The 17,636-nt window shown below is 73.2% G+C and carries 17 protein-coding genes, 1 tRNA gene and 2 pseudogenes; 7 read left to right on the forward strand and 13 right to left on the reverse strand.

Going from position 1 to position 17,636, the window contains the following annotated elements; all coding sequences use genetic code 11:
• Positions 1-98 precede the first annotated feature (98 nt).
• Together BJF88_RS02895 and BJF88_RS02900 are read left to right on the forward strand one after the other, a co-directional pair.
• Positions 99-636, forward strand: a pseudogene (locus tag BJF88_RS02895) (peptidylprolyl isomerase).
• 194 nt (positions 637-830) lie between these two features.
• Positions 831-1,574 carry a rhomboid family intramembrane serine protease gene (locus tag BJF88_RS02900; protein WP_369824453.1) on the forward strand — a complete coding sequence of 248 codons (744 nt, stop codon included), beginning with the start codon at positions 831-833 and terminating at the stop codon, positions 1,572-1,574.
• 135 nt (positions 1,575-1,709) lie between these two features.
• Here the strand turns inward: BJF88_RS02900 and BJF88_RS02905 are convergent, their stop codons facing one another.
• Complete coding sequence (locus BJF88_RS02905; protein WP_075827691.1) at positions 1,710-1,964, reverse strand: cell division protein CrgA; 255 nt, start codon at positions 1,962-1,964, stop codon at positions 1,710-1,712.
• A gap of 260 nt (positions 1,965-2,224) precedes the next feature.
• On the opposite strand from BJF88_RS02905, the gene BJF88_RS02910 reads away from it, so the two are divergent.
• The 3 genes from BJF88_RS02910 (at position 2,225) to BJF88_RS02920 (ending at position 4,623) form a co-directional block, all read left to right on the forward strand.
• The gene (locus BJF88_RS02910; RefSeq protein WP_075827692.1) at positions 2,225-2,974 is read left to right on the forward strand and encodes a DUF881 domain-containing protein; all 750 of its coding nucleotides are present in this window, start codon (positions 2,225-2,227) and stop codon (positions 2,972-2,974) included.
• Complete coding sequence (locus tag BJF88_RS02915) at positions 2,971-3,750, forward strand: class E sortase (protein ID WP_083648819.1); 780 nt, start codon at positions 2,971-2,973, stop codon at positions 3,748-3,750. The genes BJF88_RS02910 and BJF88_RS02915 overlap by 4 nt, the downstream gene beginning before the upstream one ends.
• 222 nt (positions 3,751-3,972) lie before the next feature.
• Positions 3,973-4,623, forward strand: coding sequence for an aminodeoxychorismate/anthranilate synthase component II (locus BJF88_RS02920; RefSeq protein WP_075827693.1), 651 nt, complete (start codon positions 3,973-3,975; stop codon positions 4,621-4,623).
• Between the two features lie 124 nt (positions 4,624-4,747).
• On the opposite strand, the gene pknB is transcribed toward BJF88_RS02920, so the two are convergent.
• The 10 genes and pseudogenes from pknB to BJF88_RS02955 form a co-directional block, all read right to left on the reverse strand.
• Complete coding sequence (gene pknB / locus BJF88_RS02925; RefSeq protein ID WP_369824454.1) at positions 4,748-6,544, reverse strand: Stk1 family PASTA domain-containing Ser/Thr kinase; 1,797 nt, start codon at positions 6,542-6,544, stop codon at positions 4,748-4,750.
• 86 nt (positions 6,545-6,630) lie between these two features.
• Positions 6,631-6,747: pseudogene (locus BJF88_RS22945) on the reverse strand (hypothetical protein); the annotation flags it as partial.
• A 196-nt stretch (positions 6,748-6,943) separates the two neighbouring features.
• A complete protein-coding gene (locus tag BJF88_RS19430; RefSeq protein WP_158068873.1) occupies positions 6,944-7,096 on the reverse strand; it encodes a hypothetical protein in 153 nt (50 codons plus the stop codon).
• Positions 7,093-8,553: a serine/threonine-protein kinase gene (locus BJF88_RS18835; protein WP_139315887.1), complete on the reverse strand. Its 1,461-nt coding sequence runs from the start codon at positions 8,551-8,553 to the stop codon at positions 7,093-7,095. Before BJF88_RS18835 ends, BJF88_RS19430 begins: the two co-directional genes overlap by 4 nt.
• Positions 8,550-10,013, reverse strand: a complete 1,464-nt coding sequence (locus tag BJF88_RS02935; RefSeq protein WP_075827694.1) for a penicillin-binding protein 2 — start codon at positions 10,011-10,013, stop codon at positions 8,550-8,552. Before BJF88_RS02935 ends, BJF88_RS18835 begins: the two co-directional genes overlap by 4 nt.
• Positions 10,010-11,647 carry an FtsW/RodA/SpoVE family cell cycle protein gene (locus tag BJF88_RS02940; RefSeq protein WP_075827695.1) on the reverse strand — a complete coding sequence of 546 codons (1,638 nt, stop codon included), beginning with the start codon at positions 11,645-11,647 and terminating at the stop codon, positions 10,010-10,012. Before BJF88_RS02940 ends, BJF88_RS02935 begins: the two co-directional genes overlap by 4 nt.
• On the reverse strand, positions 11,647-11,910 hold the full coding sequence (locus BJF88_RS22950) for a hypothetical protein (protein WP_369824455.1): 264 nt from the start codon (positions 11,908-11,910) through the stop codon (positions 11,647-11,649). Before BJF88_RS22950 ends, BJF88_RS02940 begins: the two co-directional genes overlap by 1 nt.
• On the reverse strand, positions 11,901-13,043 hold the full coding sequence (locus BJF88_RS02945; protein ID WP_369824456.1) for a PP2C family serine/threonine-protein phosphatase: 1,143 nt from the start codon (positions 13,041-13,043) through the stop codon (positions 11,901-11,903). The genes BJF88_RS22950 and BJF88_RS02945 overlap by 10 nt, the downstream gene beginning before the upstream one ends.
• A gap of 6 nt (positions 13,044-13,049) precedes the next feature.
• On the reverse strand, positions 13,050-13,544 hold the full coding sequence (locus BJF88_RS02950; protein ID WP_075827696.1) for an FHA domain-containing protein: 495 nt from the start codon (positions 13,542-13,544) through the stop codon (positions 13,050-13,052).
• 10 nt (positions 13,545-13,554) lie between these two features.
• Entirely contained in the window at positions 13,555-14,262 is a 708-nt protein-coding gene (locus BJF88_RS02955) for a DUF3662 and FHA domain-containing protein (RefSeq protein WP_075827697.1), read from the reverse strand.
• 253 nt (positions 14,263-14,515) lie between these two features.
• On the opposite strand from BJF88_RS02955, the gene BJF88_RS02960 reads away from it, so the two are divergent.
• Positions 14,516-14,599 (forward strand) — tRNA-Leu (locus tag BJF88_RS02960).
• 18 nt (positions 14,600-14,617) lie between these two features.
• On the opposite strand, the gene BJF88_RS02965 is transcribed toward BJF88_RS02960, so the two are convergent.
• Both BJF88_RS02965 and BJF88_RS02970 read right to left on the reverse strand, forming a co-directional pair.
• Positions 14,618-15,307, reverse strand: coding sequence for a hypothetical protein (locus BJF88_RS02965; RefSeq protein WP_075827698.1), 690 nt, complete (start codon positions 15,305-15,307; stop codon positions 14,618-14,620).
• Positions 15,308-15,389: 82 nt separating this feature from the next.
• Complete coding sequence (locus BJF88_RS02970; protein WP_075827699.1) at positions 15,390-15,761, reverse strand: hypothetical protein; 372 nt, start codon at positions 15,759-15,761, stop codon at positions 15,390-15,392.
• A 453-nt stretch (positions 15,762-16,214) separates the two neighbouring features.
• On the opposite strand from BJF88_RS02970, the gene BJF88_RS02975 reads away from it, so the two are divergent.
• Complete coding sequence (locus BJF88_RS02975) at positions 16,215-17,603, forward strand: polysaccharide lyase family 1 protein (protein WP_255371701.1); 1,389 nt, start codon at positions 16,215-16,217, stop codon at positions 17,601-17,603.
• Positions 17,604-17,636: the final 33 nt, after the last annotated feature.

Consider the following 17,636-nt stretch of genomic DNA (forward strand, 5'->3'; position numbering starts at 1 on the left):
GTTCCGCCCACTCTGCCACCACCGCGCGCGGGCCGCGAGACGTCCGCGCCGTCGTCCCCGGACGGGCCGTGCGCGGTGATCGTGGGAGGATGGTGCGCATGTTCGCAACCCTCCACACGACCGCTGGTGACATCCGGATCGAGCTGCTGCCGAACCACGCCCGAAGACGGTGGCGAACTTCGTCGGCCTCGCGCAGGGCACCAAGGCGTGGTCCGACCCCCGCACGGGCGAGGAGCGCACCGACCCGTTCTACGACGGCCTGATCTTCCACCGCGTCATCAAGGACTTCATGATCCAGGGTGGCTGCCCGCTCGGCACCGGCACGGGCGGCCCCGGCTACACCTTCGACGACGAGATCCACCCCGAGCTGTCGTTCGACCAGCCCTACCTGCTCGCGATGGCGAACGCCGGCGTGCGGCGCAACCCGGTCACGGCGCGACCGAGGGCACGAACGGGTCGCAGTTCTTCGTCTCGACCGTCGCCACGCCCTGGCTCACCGGCAAGCACACGATCTTCGGGCGTGTCGCGGACAACGCGTCGAAGAAGGTCGTCGACGCCATCGAGGCGACCCCCACGCGCCCGGGCGACCGGCCGCAGGAGGACGTGGTCATCACCTCCGTCACGATCGAGGACTGACCATCTCCCAGCCGCCGGTCCCCCCAGGGCCACCTGGGCACCCCCCGTACGGGACGGCGGGTCCGCACGACGGGCCCGCCGTCCCGCCGGTGTGCCCGCGGCACCCCGACCGCGTGTCGTACGTGCGCTGCCAGCGGTGCGGACGACCGGTGTGCCCCGAGTGCCAACGGCCCGCGGCGGTCGGCGTGCAGTGCGTGGACTGCGTGCGGGACGCGGCGCGCACGGCCCCGACCGCGCGCACGGAGCTCGGCGCCCGGGTCCGGGGCGGTCCCCCGGTCGTCACGCTGACGATCATCGGCCTGTGCGTCGTGAGCTGGGTCCTGCAGCTCGTGACGGGCGGGGACTGGACGCGGCTCTTCGCGTTCGCCCCGGTCGTCGGCGACCAGGACCCCTACCGCTTCCTCACCGCGGCGTTCCTGCACGCCACGAGCCCTGTCCACATCCTGTTCAACATGTACGCGCTGTGGATCACCGGCCCGTTCCTCGAGCAGATGCTGGGCCGCTGGCGCTTCGCCGCGCTCTACCTGCTCTCCGCGCTCGGCGGGTCGGTCGGCTACCTCGTGCTCGCCGGCGGCCCGCTCTCGGACGCCTGGTACCAGCCCGTCGTCGGCGCCTCCGGGGCCGTCTTCGGGCTCTTCGGCGCCATCCTGCTCGTCCTGCGGCGGACCGGCCGCAACGCGATGCAGATCGTCGTCCTCATCGGGATCAACTTCGCGATCGGGTTCTTCTTCCCGGGCATCGCGTGGCAGGCGCACCTCGGCGGGCTGGTGGTCGGGGCGCTCCTCGGGCTGGCGTACGCGTACGCGCCGCGGGACCGCCGCACCCTCGTCTCGGTCGGCGCGACCGTGGTCGTCGGCGTCGGGCTGGTCGTGGTGTCCTGGCTCACGTACCAGGTCGCCTACCAGGGCGTGGGACTGGCGGCGGGTCTCCCCGGCTGAGCCCTGTTGGACGCCGGTCCACGACCGTCCCCAGGGTTGTCCACAGGTGTGGAACGAACTACACCGCTGCCATTCCGCCCTATGCGCGCACGGGAACGGTCAGTGTGCGCCGATCCGCCCGTGCGCCCCGGGTGCCTACTTCCAGCGGGTCGTGAGCGCGAACCCCGCGATGACGAACGCGAAGCCCACGGCGAGGTTCCAGGCGCCGAGCGCGGGGATGGGCAGCTGGGCCGAGCCGCTGAGGTAGAACAGCACGATCCAGGCGAGCCCGACGAGCATGAGCCCCAGCATCGCGGGGACGAGCCAGCGCGGGTTGCCCGCCTCGGCTTTCGGCTGGCGGGGCTCGCGGGCGGGCTTCGCCGGCTTCTTGCGGGACTTCGACTCGGGCACGAGGGTGGCTCCTGTCCTGGGGGTCCCCGACCGACGACGCGGTACCCGCGGGTGCGGGCGGCTGCCGTCGTCGAGCAGGGACCGTGCGTGGCTCGGGCGGACGTCGTCGACGACCGGTCAGGGGCCTGCGGAGATCTCTCGCTCCCGGCACCCGTCCCGTCCGTGGACGGCGTTCGTCGTCTAGCGTAGTGGTCGCGCACAATAGACCGTGTCACCCGGTCACCACGGCCCGGCCGTCCGGGCGTAGGAAGGGAGGGCGCGTGAGTACCGAGGCGACCCCGGCGGCGTCGCGCGGGCGACGCCTGCGCGCGTCCCTGTCGGTCGCGTTCGTGCTGGTCCTCGCGGGTCTGCTCTTCACCGCGAACGCGCGTCTGGCCCAGGGCGAGGAGAGCCGCGACCCCGAGAACCTCGCGCAGCTCGTCGACCGTGAGTCGCAGCGCAACGCCGAGCTCGCGAGCCAGGTGGACGCCCTGGACGACGAGATCGCGCGCCTGTCCGCCACCGCCCCGGCGGTCCCCGGGGTCGACGAGGACCTCGAGCGGCGCTCGGCGGTCGCCGCCGGGACCGTGGCCGTGACCGGGCCAGGCGTGTCCGTGATGCTCGACGACGCCCCCCAGGACGGCACCTACCCGGCGTCGATCCGGCCCGACGACCTGGTCGTGCACCAGCAGGACATCCAGGCCGTGGTCAACGCCCTGTGGGCCGGCGGCGCCGAGGCGATGACCCTCCAGGGCCAGCGCGTCACCGCGACGTCCGCGTTCCGCTGCGCCGGCAACATCCTCCTGCTCCACGGCCGCGTGTACTCCCCGCCCTACGTCATCGAGGCGGTCGGCGACCAGGACCGCCTCCAGGCCGCGCTGGACCGCTCGGAGCGGGTCGACGTCTACCAGCAGTACGTCGACGCGGTGAACCTCGGCTGGGCCGTCGAGGAGCACGACCGCCTCGAGATGCCGCGCTACGAGGGCTCGCTCGAGCTCGAGTACGCGCGCACCGCCACGGTGGCCTCGTGACCACCGCGCCGCCGGTCCCGGTGCGCCACCGCGCCGCGCGCGCCGGCGGACGCGGCGGCCCGGTCGCCACAGCTGTCGGCGTGGTCGGCGAGCTGCTCATCACGCTGGGGGTGCTGCTCGGGCTCTACGTGGTGTGGCAGCTGTGGTGGACCGACGTCATCGCCGAACGCGACCAGGCGCAGGTGCTCGAGCAGCTCGACGCGCCGGCCCCCGACCCGGCGGACGTCGCGGTCGAGGTCCGCCGAGACGCGCCCCCGGTCGTGGCGCCCCCCGCGGCACAGGAGGTCTTCGGCACGCTCCACGTGCCGCGCTGGGACGACGCCGTGATCCCGCTCGCCGAGGGCACGGACAAGCGTGCGGTCCTCGACCGGGCGATGGCGGGCCACTACCCCGAGACGGTCATGCCGGGCGACGTCGGCAACTTCTCCGTGGCCGGCCACCGCATGACCTACGGCGCGGTGTTCCACCGCGCGGAGGAGCTGCAGACGGGCGACCCGCTCGTCGTCGAGGCGGCCGGCACGTGGTACGTCTACCGGGTCACCGAGGCACGGGTCGTCCAGCCCGACGCGGTCGAGGCCGTCGCGCCCGTGCCGTGGCAGCCGGGCGTCGAGCCGACCGAGCGGTCCCTCACGCTCACCACGTGCCACCCCATCGGGCTCAACTCGCTCCGGGAGCGGTACATCGTCAACGCCGTGCTGGACTACTGGCTCCCCGTCGAGGAGGGCACGCCGCCCGACCTCGTGGGCCAGGCCGCACCGGAGCAGGGAGGCGCGTGATGTACGGAGCCCTGTGGCGGGCGCTGCCCGGGCCGGCGTGGGTCCGCGCGCTCATGCTCGTCGTGCTCGCGGCGGCCGTGGTGCTCGCGTGCTTCGAGTGGTTGTTCCCGGTCGTCGCGGAGCACATGCCGTTCAACGACCCCAACGTCCAGACGGGTACACGGGTGCCCTGTCCACCGTCCCTGCCGCCCACGGCGCAGCCGAGCTCCCGGAGGTGCTGGCATGACGCGCATCCTCGTCGTCGACAACTACGACTCCTTCGTCTACACGATCGTCGGGTACCTCGACCAGCTCGGGGCCGAGACCGTCGTCGTGCGCAACGACGCCGTCCCCGAGCCCGGCGCGGACGGCGTGTACCGCGACGCCGACGGCGTGGCGTTCGACGGCGTCCTCGTCTCCCCCGGGCCGGGTACCCCGCAGGAGGCCGGGCAGAGCGAGCACGTGATCCGCACGTGCGCGACGTCGAGCACCCCGCTGCTCGGGGTGTGCCTCGGCCACCAGGCGCTCGCCGAGGTGTTCGGCGCGACGGTGACGCACGCGCCGGAGCTCATGCACGGCAAGACGAGCCTCGTCGAGCACCACGGCGCCGGTGTCATGGCGGGTCTCGGCGCGCCGTTCACGGCGACGCGCTACCACTCGCTCGCTGTGGTGCGCGACACCGTGCCCGCCGAGCTCGTCGTCACCGCCGAGACCGCCGGGGGTGTCGTGATGGGTCTGCAGCACCGTGAGCTGCCGCTGCACGGGGTCCAGTTCCACCCCGAGTCCGTGCTCACCGAGGGCGGGCACCGGCTCCTCGCGAACTGGCTCGAGGCGTGCGGGCTCGAGGGCGCCGTCGAGCGCTCGGCGGGCATGGCGCCGCTCGTGCGGCAGTAGCACCCGCCACGGCGAGCCTGCGCGGCGCGGAATCTCACGTCCCTGGACGACGACGGCCGCTCACCCTTCCGGGTGAGCGGCGTCGTGCGTGGTGCAGTCGTGCGTGGTGCAGGGGGGCGGGACGTCAGCCGTCGTTCCCGCCTCCGTTGTCGCCGCCCGGACCGCCGCCGTTGTTGTTCCCGCCGCCATCGTCCTGGCCGTTGCCGTTGCTCGGTCCAGGACCGGTGGAGACGATGAGGGAGACGTTCGTCCCGACCTCGACCTCCGTGCCGCCGCCCGGGTCGGAGCCGATGACGGTGCCGGCGGGCCACTGGTCGGACGCCTGCGTCTGCCGCTGGCCCCGGTTCAGCTGGGCGCCGTTGAGCGCTTCCACGGCCTGGTCCTCGGTCATCCCCGCGAGGTTGGTCGGGACCCGCGTCGTCTCCGTCGCGGGCGGGATCGCGACCACGATTGTCACGTCGGAGCCCTGCTGGACACTGCCCGGGTTGGGACGCTGCGAGAGCACGGTGCCCTCGGCCTCGTCCGACTCGGTCTCCTCGATGACCGGGTTGAGCCCGAGGTCGCGGACGGTCTGCTCGGCCTCCTGACGGTTCATCGACGTGAGGTCGGGCAGCTCGACGCGGCCGCTCGAGATGAACAGCGTGACGGCGGAGCCGGCGGCCACGCTCTGGTTCGCGGCGGGCTCCGTGCGGGTCACGACGTCCTGCTCGACCGTCGCGGAGTCCTCGGGCGTGACGTTGCCGACCTCGAGACCGGCATCGGCCAGCGCCTGGCGGGCCTCGTCCTGCGTCAGGCCGGCGAGCTCGGGCACCTGCACGCTGTCCGGTCCGGTGGAGAACCACACGTCGACGGTCTCGCCGGGCTTGACCTCCTCGCCGCCGGCCGGGCTCTGGCGGACGAACTGGCCCTCGGGGACCGCGTCGCTCTGCTCGAGCAGCGGGTTGAACTCGAGGTCCACGCCCTCGAAGAGCGCGCGCGCCTCGTCCTCGGTCATGCCCTCCTGGACGGTCGGCACCTCGACGGTCTCGGGCTCCGCCGGAGGGCGGTTGAGCAGCAGGATCGTGGCGATCGCGGCGAGGGCGAGCACGCCGACCGCGATGAGCGTCCACATGAGGCCCTTGCGGCTCTTCTTCTCCTCCTCCGGGTCGCCGGGTCCCTCGCCGTTCGGCGGGACGGCGGGCGCCGCGGTGGTCGCCCAGGGCGACGGCGGTCCGGCGGGGCTCATGACCTGCGTCGCGGACTCGACCATCGTCGGCCGCATGTCCGCGGCCGCGACGCCTGCGCCGAGCCCGGCGGCCGCCGCGGCGACGCCGAGCGCCGGCGCGGTGATGGAGCCGCCGCGCACGGCGTTCTCGAGGTCGGAGCGGAACTCGGCGGCGCTCGAGTAGCGCTCGTCGCGGTCCTTCGCGAGGGCCTTGAGCGTGATGCGGTCGAGCACCTCGGGGACGTCCGGCGCGACCGCGCTCGGGGTCGCGGGCGCCTCACGCACGTGCTGGTACGCGACGGCGACGGGCGAGTCGCCGATGAACGGCGGCCGGCCGGTGAGGAGCTCGTACAGCAGGCAGCCGGTCGAGTACAGGTCGCTGCGGGCGTCGACGGTCTCCCCGCGCGCCTGCTCGGGCGAGAGGTACTGCGCGGTCCCGATGACGGCCTGGGTCTGCGTCATGGTCGCCGCGGAGTCCGCGACGGCGCGCGCGATGCCGAAGTCCATGACCTTGACCGCGCCCGTGGGCGTGATCATGACGTTCGCGGGCTTGATGTCGCGGTGCACGATGCCCGCGTGGTGGGAGTACTCGAGCGCCGCGAGCACGCCCGCGGTGATCTCGACGGCCTCGTCGATCGGCACGGCCTGCCCGTCGCGCAGGATGTCGCGGACGGTGTGGCCCTCGACGTACTCCATGACGATGAACGGGACGTGCACGGACGCGCCTGCGTGTCGGTGTGCACGTCCTCGCCCGTGTCGTAGACGGCGACGATGGCGGGGTGGTTCAGCGAGGCGGCCGCCTGGGCCTCACGACGGAAGCGGGCGAGGAACGACGGGTCGCGGGCGAGGTCGGAGCGCAGGATCTTGATCGCCACGGTGCGACCCAGGCGGGTGTCGTGCCCGATGTGCACCTCGGCCATGCCGCCGCGGCCGATGAGCTCACCGACCTCGTAGCGTCCGGCAAGCACTCGGGGAGCGTTGTCCACCACTCATTCGTCCTTCGGTGTCGTCGGAGCCGCGGGCGCGTCCGCACGCGGCACATCTGGCGCAATCATCCCACCCACGGGGGTCCCCACGGGCGGTCCAGGCAACGATGTCGTCACGATGTCACCCCGGTCACCCCACCACCGCGGTCGCGGTCGCGGCCCTCTCGGCCAGCACGGGGGCGAGCGACCCCGCGGAGTCGTCCGTACCGCCCCCGCCGGTGACGATGGTGGTGACGAGGACGACGAGCAGCAGCCCCAGCAGGGCGACGAGCGGCCACGTCATGCCGCGGGGGATCCCGCCGAGCCGCTGACCGGTGGTGGTCGACGTGCGGCGGGCGTTCGCGGAGCGCCCGGGCGTCTCCTGCGCCTGGCGCCGCATCTCGGCCCGCGTCGCCGGCGCCCTGGACGCTGTGCCCGACGACGCCCGCTCCCCCGCGCCCGGCCGGTCCTGGCGCGCGTGGTCCGCGGGATCACCGCCACGCGCGGAGGTCGTCGTGCGACCCGCCACGCGCTGGCCCGACGACGGTCGGTGCCCGCGCGTCGCACCGTGCATCTCGCGGCGCGGCGGGTAGGCGCGCGGCAGCGACCCGTCGCTCGACGCCGCGTCCTCCGCTCGCGCGGCGCCCGCGGCACCGGACGGGCGCTCCCACGGCAGGGCCGGTCCTGCGGACGGGCGTGGCGTCGCCGGGGTGGACCGTGCGGCGGTGCCGTCGCCACCACGGTCGCCGTCGTCGGCGTCGCGGACCGTCGTCGGGATGACGATCGGGGTGATGACCGGGGCGACGTCCTCGTACGGGCCGTGCTGCGGCGTCGCGGGAGCGGGCACGTCGTCGGACGGCGTCGCGTCGGGCTCTGCCTCGGCGCGCGCGCGACGGGCACGGCGCGTGGGCGCCGCGACGCGCGCCGACCAGGGGTCGGTCGCGAGCCGCCCGGCGATCTCGTCGAGCGCCTGGGCGAGGGCGGCGGCGTCCGCGGTCGGGCGGAGGGCTCCTTGGCGAGCATCGCCATGATGAGGTCGGCCAGCTCGGAGTCCACGGACGGCGGCAGGGGCGGCACGGGCTCGTTGACGTGCGCGACGGCGATGTCCACCGGTGTCGACCCGGTGAAGGGCCGGTTCCCGACGACGGACTCGTACGCGACGATGCCGAGCGCGTAGACGTCGGACGCGCCCGTCGCGGCCTGGCCGACGGCCTGCTCGGGCGACAGGTACTGCGCGGTGCCCATGACCATCCCGGTCGCCGTCATCGGCACCTGGTTGGCCGCGAGAGATACGCCGAAGTCGGTGATCTTCACGACGCCCGCGCGGTCGATGAGGATGTTGCCCGGCTTGACGTCGCGGTGCACCACCCCGGCGACGTGCGCCGCGTGCAGGGCGCGCGCCGTCTGGGACAGGATCGGCAGGAGCCGCAGCGGCGGGAGCACGGGCTCGCGCTCGAGCAGGTCGGCCATCGGCTCGCCGACGACGAGCTCCATGACGAGGTAGCCGGACCGCTCCTGCTCGCCGTAGTCGTACATCTGCGCGATGTTCGGGTGCGACAGCGCCGCGCTGTTGCGCGCCTCGGTGCGCAGGCGGTTGAGGAAGTCCTCGTTGCCCGCGTACTCCGAGCGCAGCACCTTGACCGCGACCTCGCGGCCCAGCGCGTCGTCGGCCGCGACCCACACCTCCCCCATCCCGCCGACGGCGATGCGCCGCACGAGGTGGTACCGGTTGCCGAGGCGCAGCCCTCGTGCGGGCTTCATCGGTCGATCACCGCCTCCATCACGGCGCGCGCGATGGGCGCGGCGACCGCGCCGCCGGTGGCCTCGCTGCCGCTGGAGCCGCCGTTCTCCACGATGACGGCGACGGCGACCTGCGGGTCGTCGGCCGGTGCGAAGCTCGTGAACCAGGCGTGCGGTGCCTTGGCGGGGTCGTTCTCCGCGGTGCCCGTCTTGCCCGCGACCTGGATGCCGGGCATCTGGGCCGCGGTCCCGGAGCCGTTCTGCACGACGCCGACCATCATCTGGGTGAGCTGCTCGGCGGTGGACGGCGACACGGCGGTGCTGAGGCGCTGCGGGTCGCGCTGCTGGACCACGTCGAGGTCGGGGTCGCGGATCGTGTCGACCGTGTACGGCTCCATGAGCACGCCGTCGTTCGCGATCGCCGCGGAGACCATCGCCATCTGCAGCGGCGTGACGCGCACGTCGCCCTGGCCGATCCCGGCGCGGGCGAGCCCGTCGGGCGTCGCCTCCTCCGAGGTCGGGAAGTGGCTCGCGGTGACGTCCATGGGGATGGCGAGCGAGTCGTCGTCGAAGCCGAAGGCCTCCGCCTGGTCGCGCATCGCGTCGGCACCGAGCGTCACGGCGAGGTCCGCGAACGCGGTGTTGCACGAGATGCGCAGCGCGTCGGCGAGCGTCATCTCGCCCGTCGGTGAGCAGCGGATGCCGCCGAAGTTGCTCATGGTCTCGGTGGACTGCGGGTACTGGTAGACGTCCGGTGCCGGCACGACGGACTCCGCCGTGTACTGCCCGCTCTCGATCGCGGCGGCCGCCGTGACGAGCTTGAACGTCGACCCCGGCGGGTACGTGTTCCCGCGGATCGCCCGGTTGCTCATCGGGTTGCCCTCGGCGTTCGTCAGCTCCTGGAACGCCGCGCTGGCCGCGGCCGTGTCGTGCGAGGCCAGCGCGTTCGGGTCGAAGCTCGGCTTGGACACGAGGGCGAGCACGCGCCCGGTGCCCGGCTCGAGCGCGACGACGGCGCCGCGCTGGTCGCCCAGCGCGTCCCACGCCGCCTGCTGCGCCGCCGGGTCGATCGTGAGCTCGACGGAGGCGCCCTGGGGCTGCTCGCCGGTGAACAGCGCGCTGAGGCGCTCCATCCACAGCGAGCTCGCCTCGCCGTTGAGGAACTCGTTCTCGGCGCGCTCGATCTCCGACGTCCCGTTGACCACGGAGAAGTAGCCCGTCACGGGGGCGTAGAGCGGGCCGTTGGCGTAGGCGCGCTGGAACCCGAACGGGTCGTCGACCGGGGACGACGACGCGACCGCCTCGCCGGCGACGACGATCGGCCCGCGGTAGTTGCCGTACTCGCGGTAGATCGTGCGCACGTTGCGCGGGTCGTTGTTGAGCTGGTCGGCCTGGAACACCTGGATGTAGGTGGTCGAGACCATGAGCGCGAGGAACATGACGAGCACGACGCTCGCAACACGGCGCAGGGGGACGTTCACCGGGCACCTCCCCACTGCTCGTCGTCGCGGGGGCGGCGCACGACCTCGGTGCGCGACTCGTCGGGCACGGGGTGCGGGTCGTCGGGACCCGGAGCACCGGGCGACCCGACCGCGGGCTGGACTCCCGTCGTCGCGCGCACGGGACCCGTGCCCGGGTGGGCGGTGCCGACCGTGGTGGGGGCGTCGTCGGGCGCCGCGCCGACGGGGATCGCGCCGGTGCCCCCGACGACCGGGACGGGGTCGCTGTCGGTGCGCGTGCGGACGCCGCCCGCGGCGACCTGGCCGCGGACGGGCAGCGACGAGGGCCGGCGCGCGTTATCGCTGATGCGCAGGAGCAGGCCGACGACGATCCAGTTCGCGAGCAGCGACGACCCGCCCTGCGCGACGAAGGGCATGGTCAGGCCGGTGAGCGGGATGATGCGGGTGATGCCGCCGACGACGACGAAGAGCTGCCACGCCATGACGAACGCGAGGCCGCCCGCGAGGAGCTTGCCGAAGCCGTCGCGCACGCCGACGGCGGTGCGCAGGCCGCGCTCCACGAGCACGAGGTAGCACAGCAGGATGCCGAGGAGACCGGTGAGCCCGAGCTCCTCGCCGAGCGAGGCGTAGATGAAGTCGGAGAACGCGTAGGGCACGAGGCGCGGGTAGCCCTCGCCCAGACCGGTGCCGAACAGGCCGCCGTTCGCCATGCCGTACAGGCCGCGCACGAGCTGGCCGGAGCCGCCCGGGTCGCGGTCGAAGATCTCCGGCGCGAACGGGGTGAGCCACACGTCGACGCGCGCCTGGACGTGGCCGAACGTCGTGGCGGCCAGCACGGCCCCCGCCGCGAACAGCAGGAGGCCGATGACGACCCAGCTCACGCGCTCCGTCGCGATGTACAGCATCGCGACGAACAGGCCGAAGAACAGCAGCGACGTGCCGAGGTCGCGCTCGAAGACGAGGATCGCGAGCGACACGAGCCAGACGATGATGATCGGCCCGAGGTCGCGCAGACGCGGCAGCTGCAGCCCGAGCACCTTCGGCCCGGCGAGCGCGAGCGTGTCGCGGTTGGTCACGAGGTAGCCCGCGAAGAACACGGCGAACGCGATCTTGGCGAACTCGGCGGGCTGCAGCGACAGCCCGCCGACGCTGACCCAGATCTGCGCGCCGTTGATCCGCGTGCCGAGCCCCGGCACGAGCGGCAGCGCGACGAGCACGATGCCGGTGATCATCGCCGTGTACGTGTAGCGGCGCAGGGTGCGGTGGTCACGCAGGAACCACACGACGAGGAACGCGCACACCATCCCGAGCGCCGTCCACTGGAGCTGTCGGGGCGCGAGGTCCTGTTCCCCGCCCGTGAGCTGCGACCCGAGGTCGAGCCGGAAGATCATCGCGAGGCCGATGCCGTTGAGCGCGACGGCGACGGGCAGGATCACCGGGTCCGCGAACGGCGCACGCAGGCGCAGCAGCACGTGGGCGGCGCCGGCGAGGACGATCATGCCGCCGGAGTAGAGGTAGAAGCGGCCGGGGAGCTCGCCGGTCATCTGCAGGCCGACGACCGCGTACGCCCCGATGCCGAGCGCGAGCGCGACGACGAGCAGGCCGAGCTCGACGCCGCGGCCGCGGCGCACGTCGGTGGTCTCCACCGTCGCCATCAGGCCCCCGTGTCGGTGGTCGTGACGGTGGGGGTGGGCTGCGGCGTGCCGTCCGAGGACCCGTCCGTCGTCCCGTCGGTCACGGTCTCGCCGGGCGTGCCCGTCCCCGTCGTCGCGTCCTCGCCCTGCTCCTGGGTCGCCTCGGCGACGAGCCGGTCGGCGCGGTCCCGCGCGTCGGCGAGGGACTGGGCGGGGATCGTCGTCTCGAGCCGGTCGACGACGTACCCGGGCAGGTCGTCGACGCGCGTACCGGTCAGCTCCACGGCGGTCGAGAGCGTGAGCGGGCCGGCGCTCTCGGGGATGCCCCGGAAGACGGCGACCTGCCCGTCGGCGACCCCGACGTAGTACTGCGTCTGCGTCCAGCGGTAGCCGGCCCAGCCCGCGACGCCGAGGCCCACGACGACCAGCGCGACCGCGACGACCGTGACCCACCGGCGGGGCGCACGGCCCGGCCGGACGTCGTCGTCACCGTCGCCACCGGAGCTGTCGCCGCCCGTGGCGTCGTGCGGGGCGTCGTCGTCCGTGGTGCTGTCGCCCGCCGTCGTCGCGCCGAGGGCGGCGGCGCGCGCCGCCGGGGAGTCCGACGCGGCGCTGGGCGCGTCGCGGTCGACGGCGGCCGAGCCCACGACCTGCGCGCGCGTGTCGGGTGCGCCGCCGTCGGGCAGCGCGTCGACGTCGACGACGTCCGCGACGACGACCGTGACGTTGTCCGTGCTGCCGGCGCGCAGGGCGAGCTGCAGCAGGCGTCGGCGCACTCGTCGACGTCGGGCGTGTCGAGCAACGTCTGCTCGAGGGTGTCCTGGGAGACGAAGCCCGACAGCCCGTCGGAGCACAGCAGCCACCGGTCACCCGGCTTGGCCTCGCGCACCGACATGTCCGGCGTGAGGTCGATGTCGAAGTCGCCGAGCACCCGCATGACGACGTTGCGCTGCGGGTGCGTCTCGGCCTCGTCCGCCGAGATGCGCCCCGTGTCGACGAGGTGCTGGACGAACGTGTGGTCGGTCGTGGCCTGGCTGAGCTCGCCGTCGCGCAGCAGGTACGCGCGCGAGTCGCCGAGGTGCGCCATCGCGAGCTTGTTGCCGGCGCGCAGGATCGCGGTCACGGTCGTGCCCATGCCGACGAGGTCGGGGTCGGAGACGCTGCGCTCGACGAGGTCCTGGCGGGCGTGGTCGATGGACTGCTCGAGCTCGGCGAGGGCGTCGTCCGGGCCGTGCGACTCGCCGTCGAGCGGGGCGAGCGCGGCGACGGCGATCGAGGACGCGACGTCGCCCCCCGCGTGGCCGCCCATGCCGTCGGCGACGACGAGCAGGTGCGGGCCGGCGTACCCGGAGTCCTGGTTGTTGGACCGCACGAGCCCGACGTCGGAGCGCGCGGCGTAGCGCAGGGCGATGTTCACGACCGGCTACCTCTGCAGCTCGACGACGGACTGGCCGATGCGCACGCGCGTGCCCGGGCCGAGCGGGGTGATCTGCGAGATGCGCTGGTCGTCGACGTACGTGCCGTTGGTCGACCCGAGGTCCTCGACGAACCAGCCCCCGTTCTGCGGGAAGATCCGCGCGTGCCGCGACGAGGAGTAGTCGTCGTCGAGCACGAGGGTGCAGCTCGGCGCGCGGCCGAGGAGGATCGACGACGTCGTCAGCGGGACGGTCGTGCCGCGCAGCGGCCCCGTGGTGACGGCGAGACGCCCGGCACCGGACGACGGCGGGCGGCTCTGCTCGGGTGGGGCCGCGCCGGAGGTGGCGGCGGGAGCCTTGCTGCTCTCGGACCGCTTGCCGCGCCGCGGCGTGATCTTCGTGCCGTACAGGTCGCGACGCAGGACCCCGATCGCGGAGAGCACGAACACCCAGAGCAGCACCAGGTAGCCCAGCCGCAGCAGGGTGAACGTGAGATCGGTCATCGCGGCCGGATCACCACTCCTCGTCGTCGGACGCGCCGGTCCAGAACATGATGCGGGTGCGGCCGATGGTCAGGGAGTTCCCGTCCAGGAGCGTCGCCGCGGGCACCTGGTGCCCCTCGACGAACAGGCCGTTGGTGGAGCCGAGGTCGGACGCGACGACGCCGTCCGGGGTCACGCGGATCTCCAGGTGCCGGCGCGAGACCCCCGGGTCGTCGACGACGATGTCGGCCTCCGAACCGCGGCCGATCACCGTGACCGGGCCCGTCAGCAGGTACCGCTGACCGTCGATGTCGACGAGCGGGTGGCGCGTGCTCGGTGACGCCGACGTCGCGGGCGCCACGTTGCCGCGCACGCTCGCGGAGCGGAGGTGGAAGCGGCCGGTGTCGAGGGAGTCGTCCTGCTCGAAGCTGACGCTCACCGGACCGACGAACGCGTAGTGCTGGGACGCGGCGTACTGCGTGACGTTCGAGGCCAGCTCGTCGGCGAGCGTCTCCGCACCCCACCCCTCGACCTGGGCGAAGTCGTCGGCCGACAGCTCGATCGTGAACTCGTTCGGGACGACCGTGCGCTCGCGGTCCACGACGGCGGCGCGGTCGTCCACCTCGCGTCGCAGCGCGCTCGCGAGCTCCACGGGCTTGACCTCGCTGCGCCCGACCCGGGCGAACGCGTTGTTGACGACGCGCTCGACACCCTTCTCGAAGCGGTCCAGGACTCCCATGCCACCTCCTCCCGGTGCGTGCTGGTCGTGCGCCGCGCTCCGCGGCACGACTGCCCACGCGGATCGACGACCCACGCCCCGGCAGACTACCTAGATCGTATCGACCGCGTCTGCGGCACCGGCCCGAAACGTCGCGAGAATCCGGGACGGATGTGGCGCTTTCGTGGCGGAGCGTGTGAACGTCGGGCACGCGCCCTGGCGGCGGTCGCTGGTTCCAGGAGGGGGCGCCGCGCGTGCTAGTCTTCTGCGGCACGCGCGAGTGGCGGAATAGGCAGACGCGCACGGTTCAGGTCCGTGTGCCCGAAAGGGCGTGGGGGTTCAACTCCCCCCTCGCGCACGTGAGACGACGTCCCGGTCAGGTGATCCTGGCCGGGACGTCGTGCTTCTGGTCCCACGTCGAGCCGGCGGTGCTCCGTGCCGACCAGTCGCCCGGACCGCGGCGCCGCCGTGCGCGGCGCTCAGGCGAGCAGCCGCACGCCCGCGCCGTCGACCGTGAGGCCCGCACGGAGACCGCCGGGGCGGTGCCGCGCGGCGTACGCCTTGAGGTCGCCGCGGAACACGACCTCGCCGGGGAGCTCGGTGAGCATCTGCGGTCGCACCTGCCAGCGCTCGACGCCGAGGTCGCACACGCCGGCGCCTGGAGCACGTGGTAGACGAACTCGGAGCAGAAGAACCGCGTGTCGTCCGGCGAGCCACGCCCGATGAGCACGTTCACCAGGCCCGACGCGTTGTAGGAGTAGGCGTGCGAGTCGAGCAGGAACTCGCTGATCCGCGTGCACACCGCCTCGTGCTGCTCCAGGGTCACGGGGATCTCCACCACCACGCCGGGCACCGTGTCCATGCCGCGGTAGAGGCCGTCGTCGAACCGCTCGCGCCGGAAGCACCCGACGAACGGGTTGCCCGCACGGCGCCGGCCGAAGCTGAACATCAGCTCGAGCCCCGGGTCGAGCGCCAGGGACGCGTGGGTGAACTCGTCGCGCGTCGCGAGGGCGATCGTCCGGGACAGCACGGTCCGGCTGCGCGACAGCACGACGTAGACGTTCACGACGCAGACCTTACGACGACCTGCGACGATTCGGTAAGCCTCGACGTGCGTGGAGTGCTTGACCGCGGTATAAGGGCGCGGCTCAGCCGACGAGCCGCGCTCCGGGCACGGTCAGGCGCACGACGTCGCCCTCCACCGCGGCGATCTCGTCCGCGGCCGCGTACCGGTTGCCGCTCAGGAAGCCGACGGCGTCGATCCGGAGGTATCCGGCGCGCTCGAGCCGCGCCCGCTCGGCCTCGGGGATCCCGTCGCCCGTCGTGACGGCGTCGCGGACGGCGCCGATGAGCTCGTCGACGGCGCCGCGGTCGTGCGGCTCGTCGTTGGCGGTGACCCCGCCGTCGCCCATGCGCACGTCCTCGACGGTGCCGACCTCCTCGCCGTCGGCGTCCACGACCTTCATCCCCGCGTGGACGGTGGCGATGGGACCCTGGTCGTCGTTCACCGGCACGGTCATCGTGTCTCCTCTCGACGTCGGACGCGTTCGCCCGGGTGGCGTCGTGCCCCACTCTCGCCGCCGCCGCGGCACACGCAACCGGCACGGGGACGTCGGGGACGGGGGCTTGCGCACGGGAAACCGGTTCCCTACGATCGGGAAACCGGTTACCCGTCGTGCTGGGACGCAAGGCAGCGGCCCAGCGTGGCGGGGGAGCTCCACGCCCGCGGGCGTACCCCGACCGTGCGTCGTCGCGGCACGCACCGCAAGCACTGCCCCGATTTCAACGACGAAGTGAGGCACGATGAGACGACCAGTCGCACGACGGCTCGTCGCGGCGGGGGCCGCGATCTCCCTGGCAGCTGCGATGGGCGTGACCGCCCTGACGGCCACGACGGCCCAGGCCGTGACCGGCAGCCCGACGGCTACGCCACCCAGAACGGCGGCACCACCGGCGGCGCCGGCGGCCAGACCGTGCGGGCCACGACGGGCACGCAGATCCACGCGGCCCTGTGCAACCGGGCCGGCGACGACACCCCGATCACCATCCAGGTCGAGGGCACCATCAACCACGGCAACACGAGCAAGGTCTCGGGCGACAGCTGCAACACCGCGGCCGGGGTCATCGAGATCAAGCAGGTCAGCAACGTGACGATCGTCGGCGTCGGCAGCGGCGCGACGTTCGACCAGCTCGGCATCCACATCCGCGAGGCCGAGAACATCATCATCCAGAACGTCACCGTCCGGAACGTCAAGAAGTCCGGCTCCCCCACGTCCAACGGCGGCGACGCCATCGGCATGGAGAGCGACGTCCGCAACGTCTGGGTCGACCACGTGACGCTCGAGGCGTCCGGCGGCGAGTCCGCGGGCTACGACGGCCTGTTCGACATGAAGGCCGGCGTCCAGTACGTGACCCTCTCCTACAGCGTGCTGCGCAACTCCGGCCGCGGTGGCCTCATCGGGTCGAGCGAGAGCGATCGGTCGAACGGGTTCGTGACGTTCCACCACAACCTGTACGAGAACATCGACTCGCGCGCGCCCCTGCTCCGCGGAGGCATCGCGCACATCTACAACAACCACTACGTGAGCCTCAACGAGTCGGGCATCAACTCGCGCGCCGGCGCCCGGGCGAAAGTGGAGAACAACTACTTCGAGGACTCCAAGGATGTGCTCGGCACGTTCTACACCGACCAGGCGGGCTACTGGCAGGTCGCCGGGAACGTCTTCGACAACGTGACGTGGTCGAGCCCGAGCGGCGACGACCGGCCCGCAGGCCCGAACCCGACGTCGACCACGTCGGTGAGCATCCCGTACGCCTACACGCTCGACGGCGCGAGCTGTGTGCCGGCGCTCGTGAACCAGACCGCGGGCGCGAACAAGGGTCTGCGCGTCTCGGACGGCTCGTGCACGCCCCAGAACCCCGACCCGGGGCCTGACCCGGAGCCCGAGCCCGACCCCGAGCCGGAGCCCGAGCCGGAGCCTGAGCCGGAGCCGAGCGGGACGAACCTGAGCCTCGCGGCGGGCAGCGACGGTTCGAGCAAGGCGAGCGGGACGAGCTACGGGGACGTGCGCGACGGGGACACGAGCACGTACTGGTCGCCGGCCGGCTCCACGGGCCGGATCTCGGTCAAGTGGGGATCCGACACGACGGTGTCGCGGGTCGTCGTCCGGCAGGCCCCCGGCGGCGGCAGCATCGGGTCCTGGCGCGTGGTGGACAACGACACCGGCGCCGTGCTGCGCAGCGGCAGCGGGTCGCCCGGCACGGTGACCTTCCCCGCGACGTCGCTGCGGAAGATCAACCTCGAGATCACGAGCGCGTCGGGCACGCCGCGCATCGCCGAGCTCGAGACCTACGCCGGCTGACGCCGCACCACGCCGCGACCCCCGACCGCACCC

This window comes from Cellulosimicrobium sp. CUA-896, assembly GCF_001942335.1.
Lineage (GTDB): Bacteria > Actinomycetota > Actinomycetes > Actinomycetales > Cellulomonadaceae > Cellulosimicrobium.

What these genes read in the sequence shown, in the direction of transcription:
- BJF88_RS02920 (WP_075827693.1), top strand. Translation starts at nt 3,973, where the DNA reads ATGACGCGCATCCTCGTCGTCGACAACTACGACTCCTTCGTCTACACG.
- BJF88_RS02950 (WP_075827696.1), bottom strand. Translation starts at nt 13,544, where the DNA reads ATGACCGATCTCACGTTCACCCTGCTGCGGCTGGGCTACCTGGTGCTG.
- BJF88_RS02955 (WP_075827697.1), bottom strand. Translation starts at nt 14,262, where the DNA reads ATGGGAGTCCTGGACCGCTTCGAGAAGGGTGTCGAGCGCGTCGTCAAC.
- BJF88_RS18835 (WP_139315887.1), bottom strand. Translation starts at nt 8,553, where the DNA reads ATGAAGCCCGCACGAGGGCTGCGCCTCGGCAACCGGTACCACCTCGTG.
- BJF88_RS02970 (WP_075827699.1), bottom strand. Translation starts at nt 15,761, where the DNA reads ATGACCGTGCCGGTGAACGACGACCAGGGTCCCATCGCCACCGTCCAC.
- BJF88_RS19430 (WP_158068873.1), bottom strand. Translation starts at nt 7,096, where the DNA reads ATGACGTGGCCGCTCGTCGCCCTGCTGGGGCTGCTGCTCGTCGTCCTC.
- BJF88_RS02940 (WP_075827695.1), bottom strand. Translation starts at nt 11,647, where the DNA reads ATGGCGACGGTGGAGACCACCGACGTGCGCCGCGGCCGCGGCGTCGAG.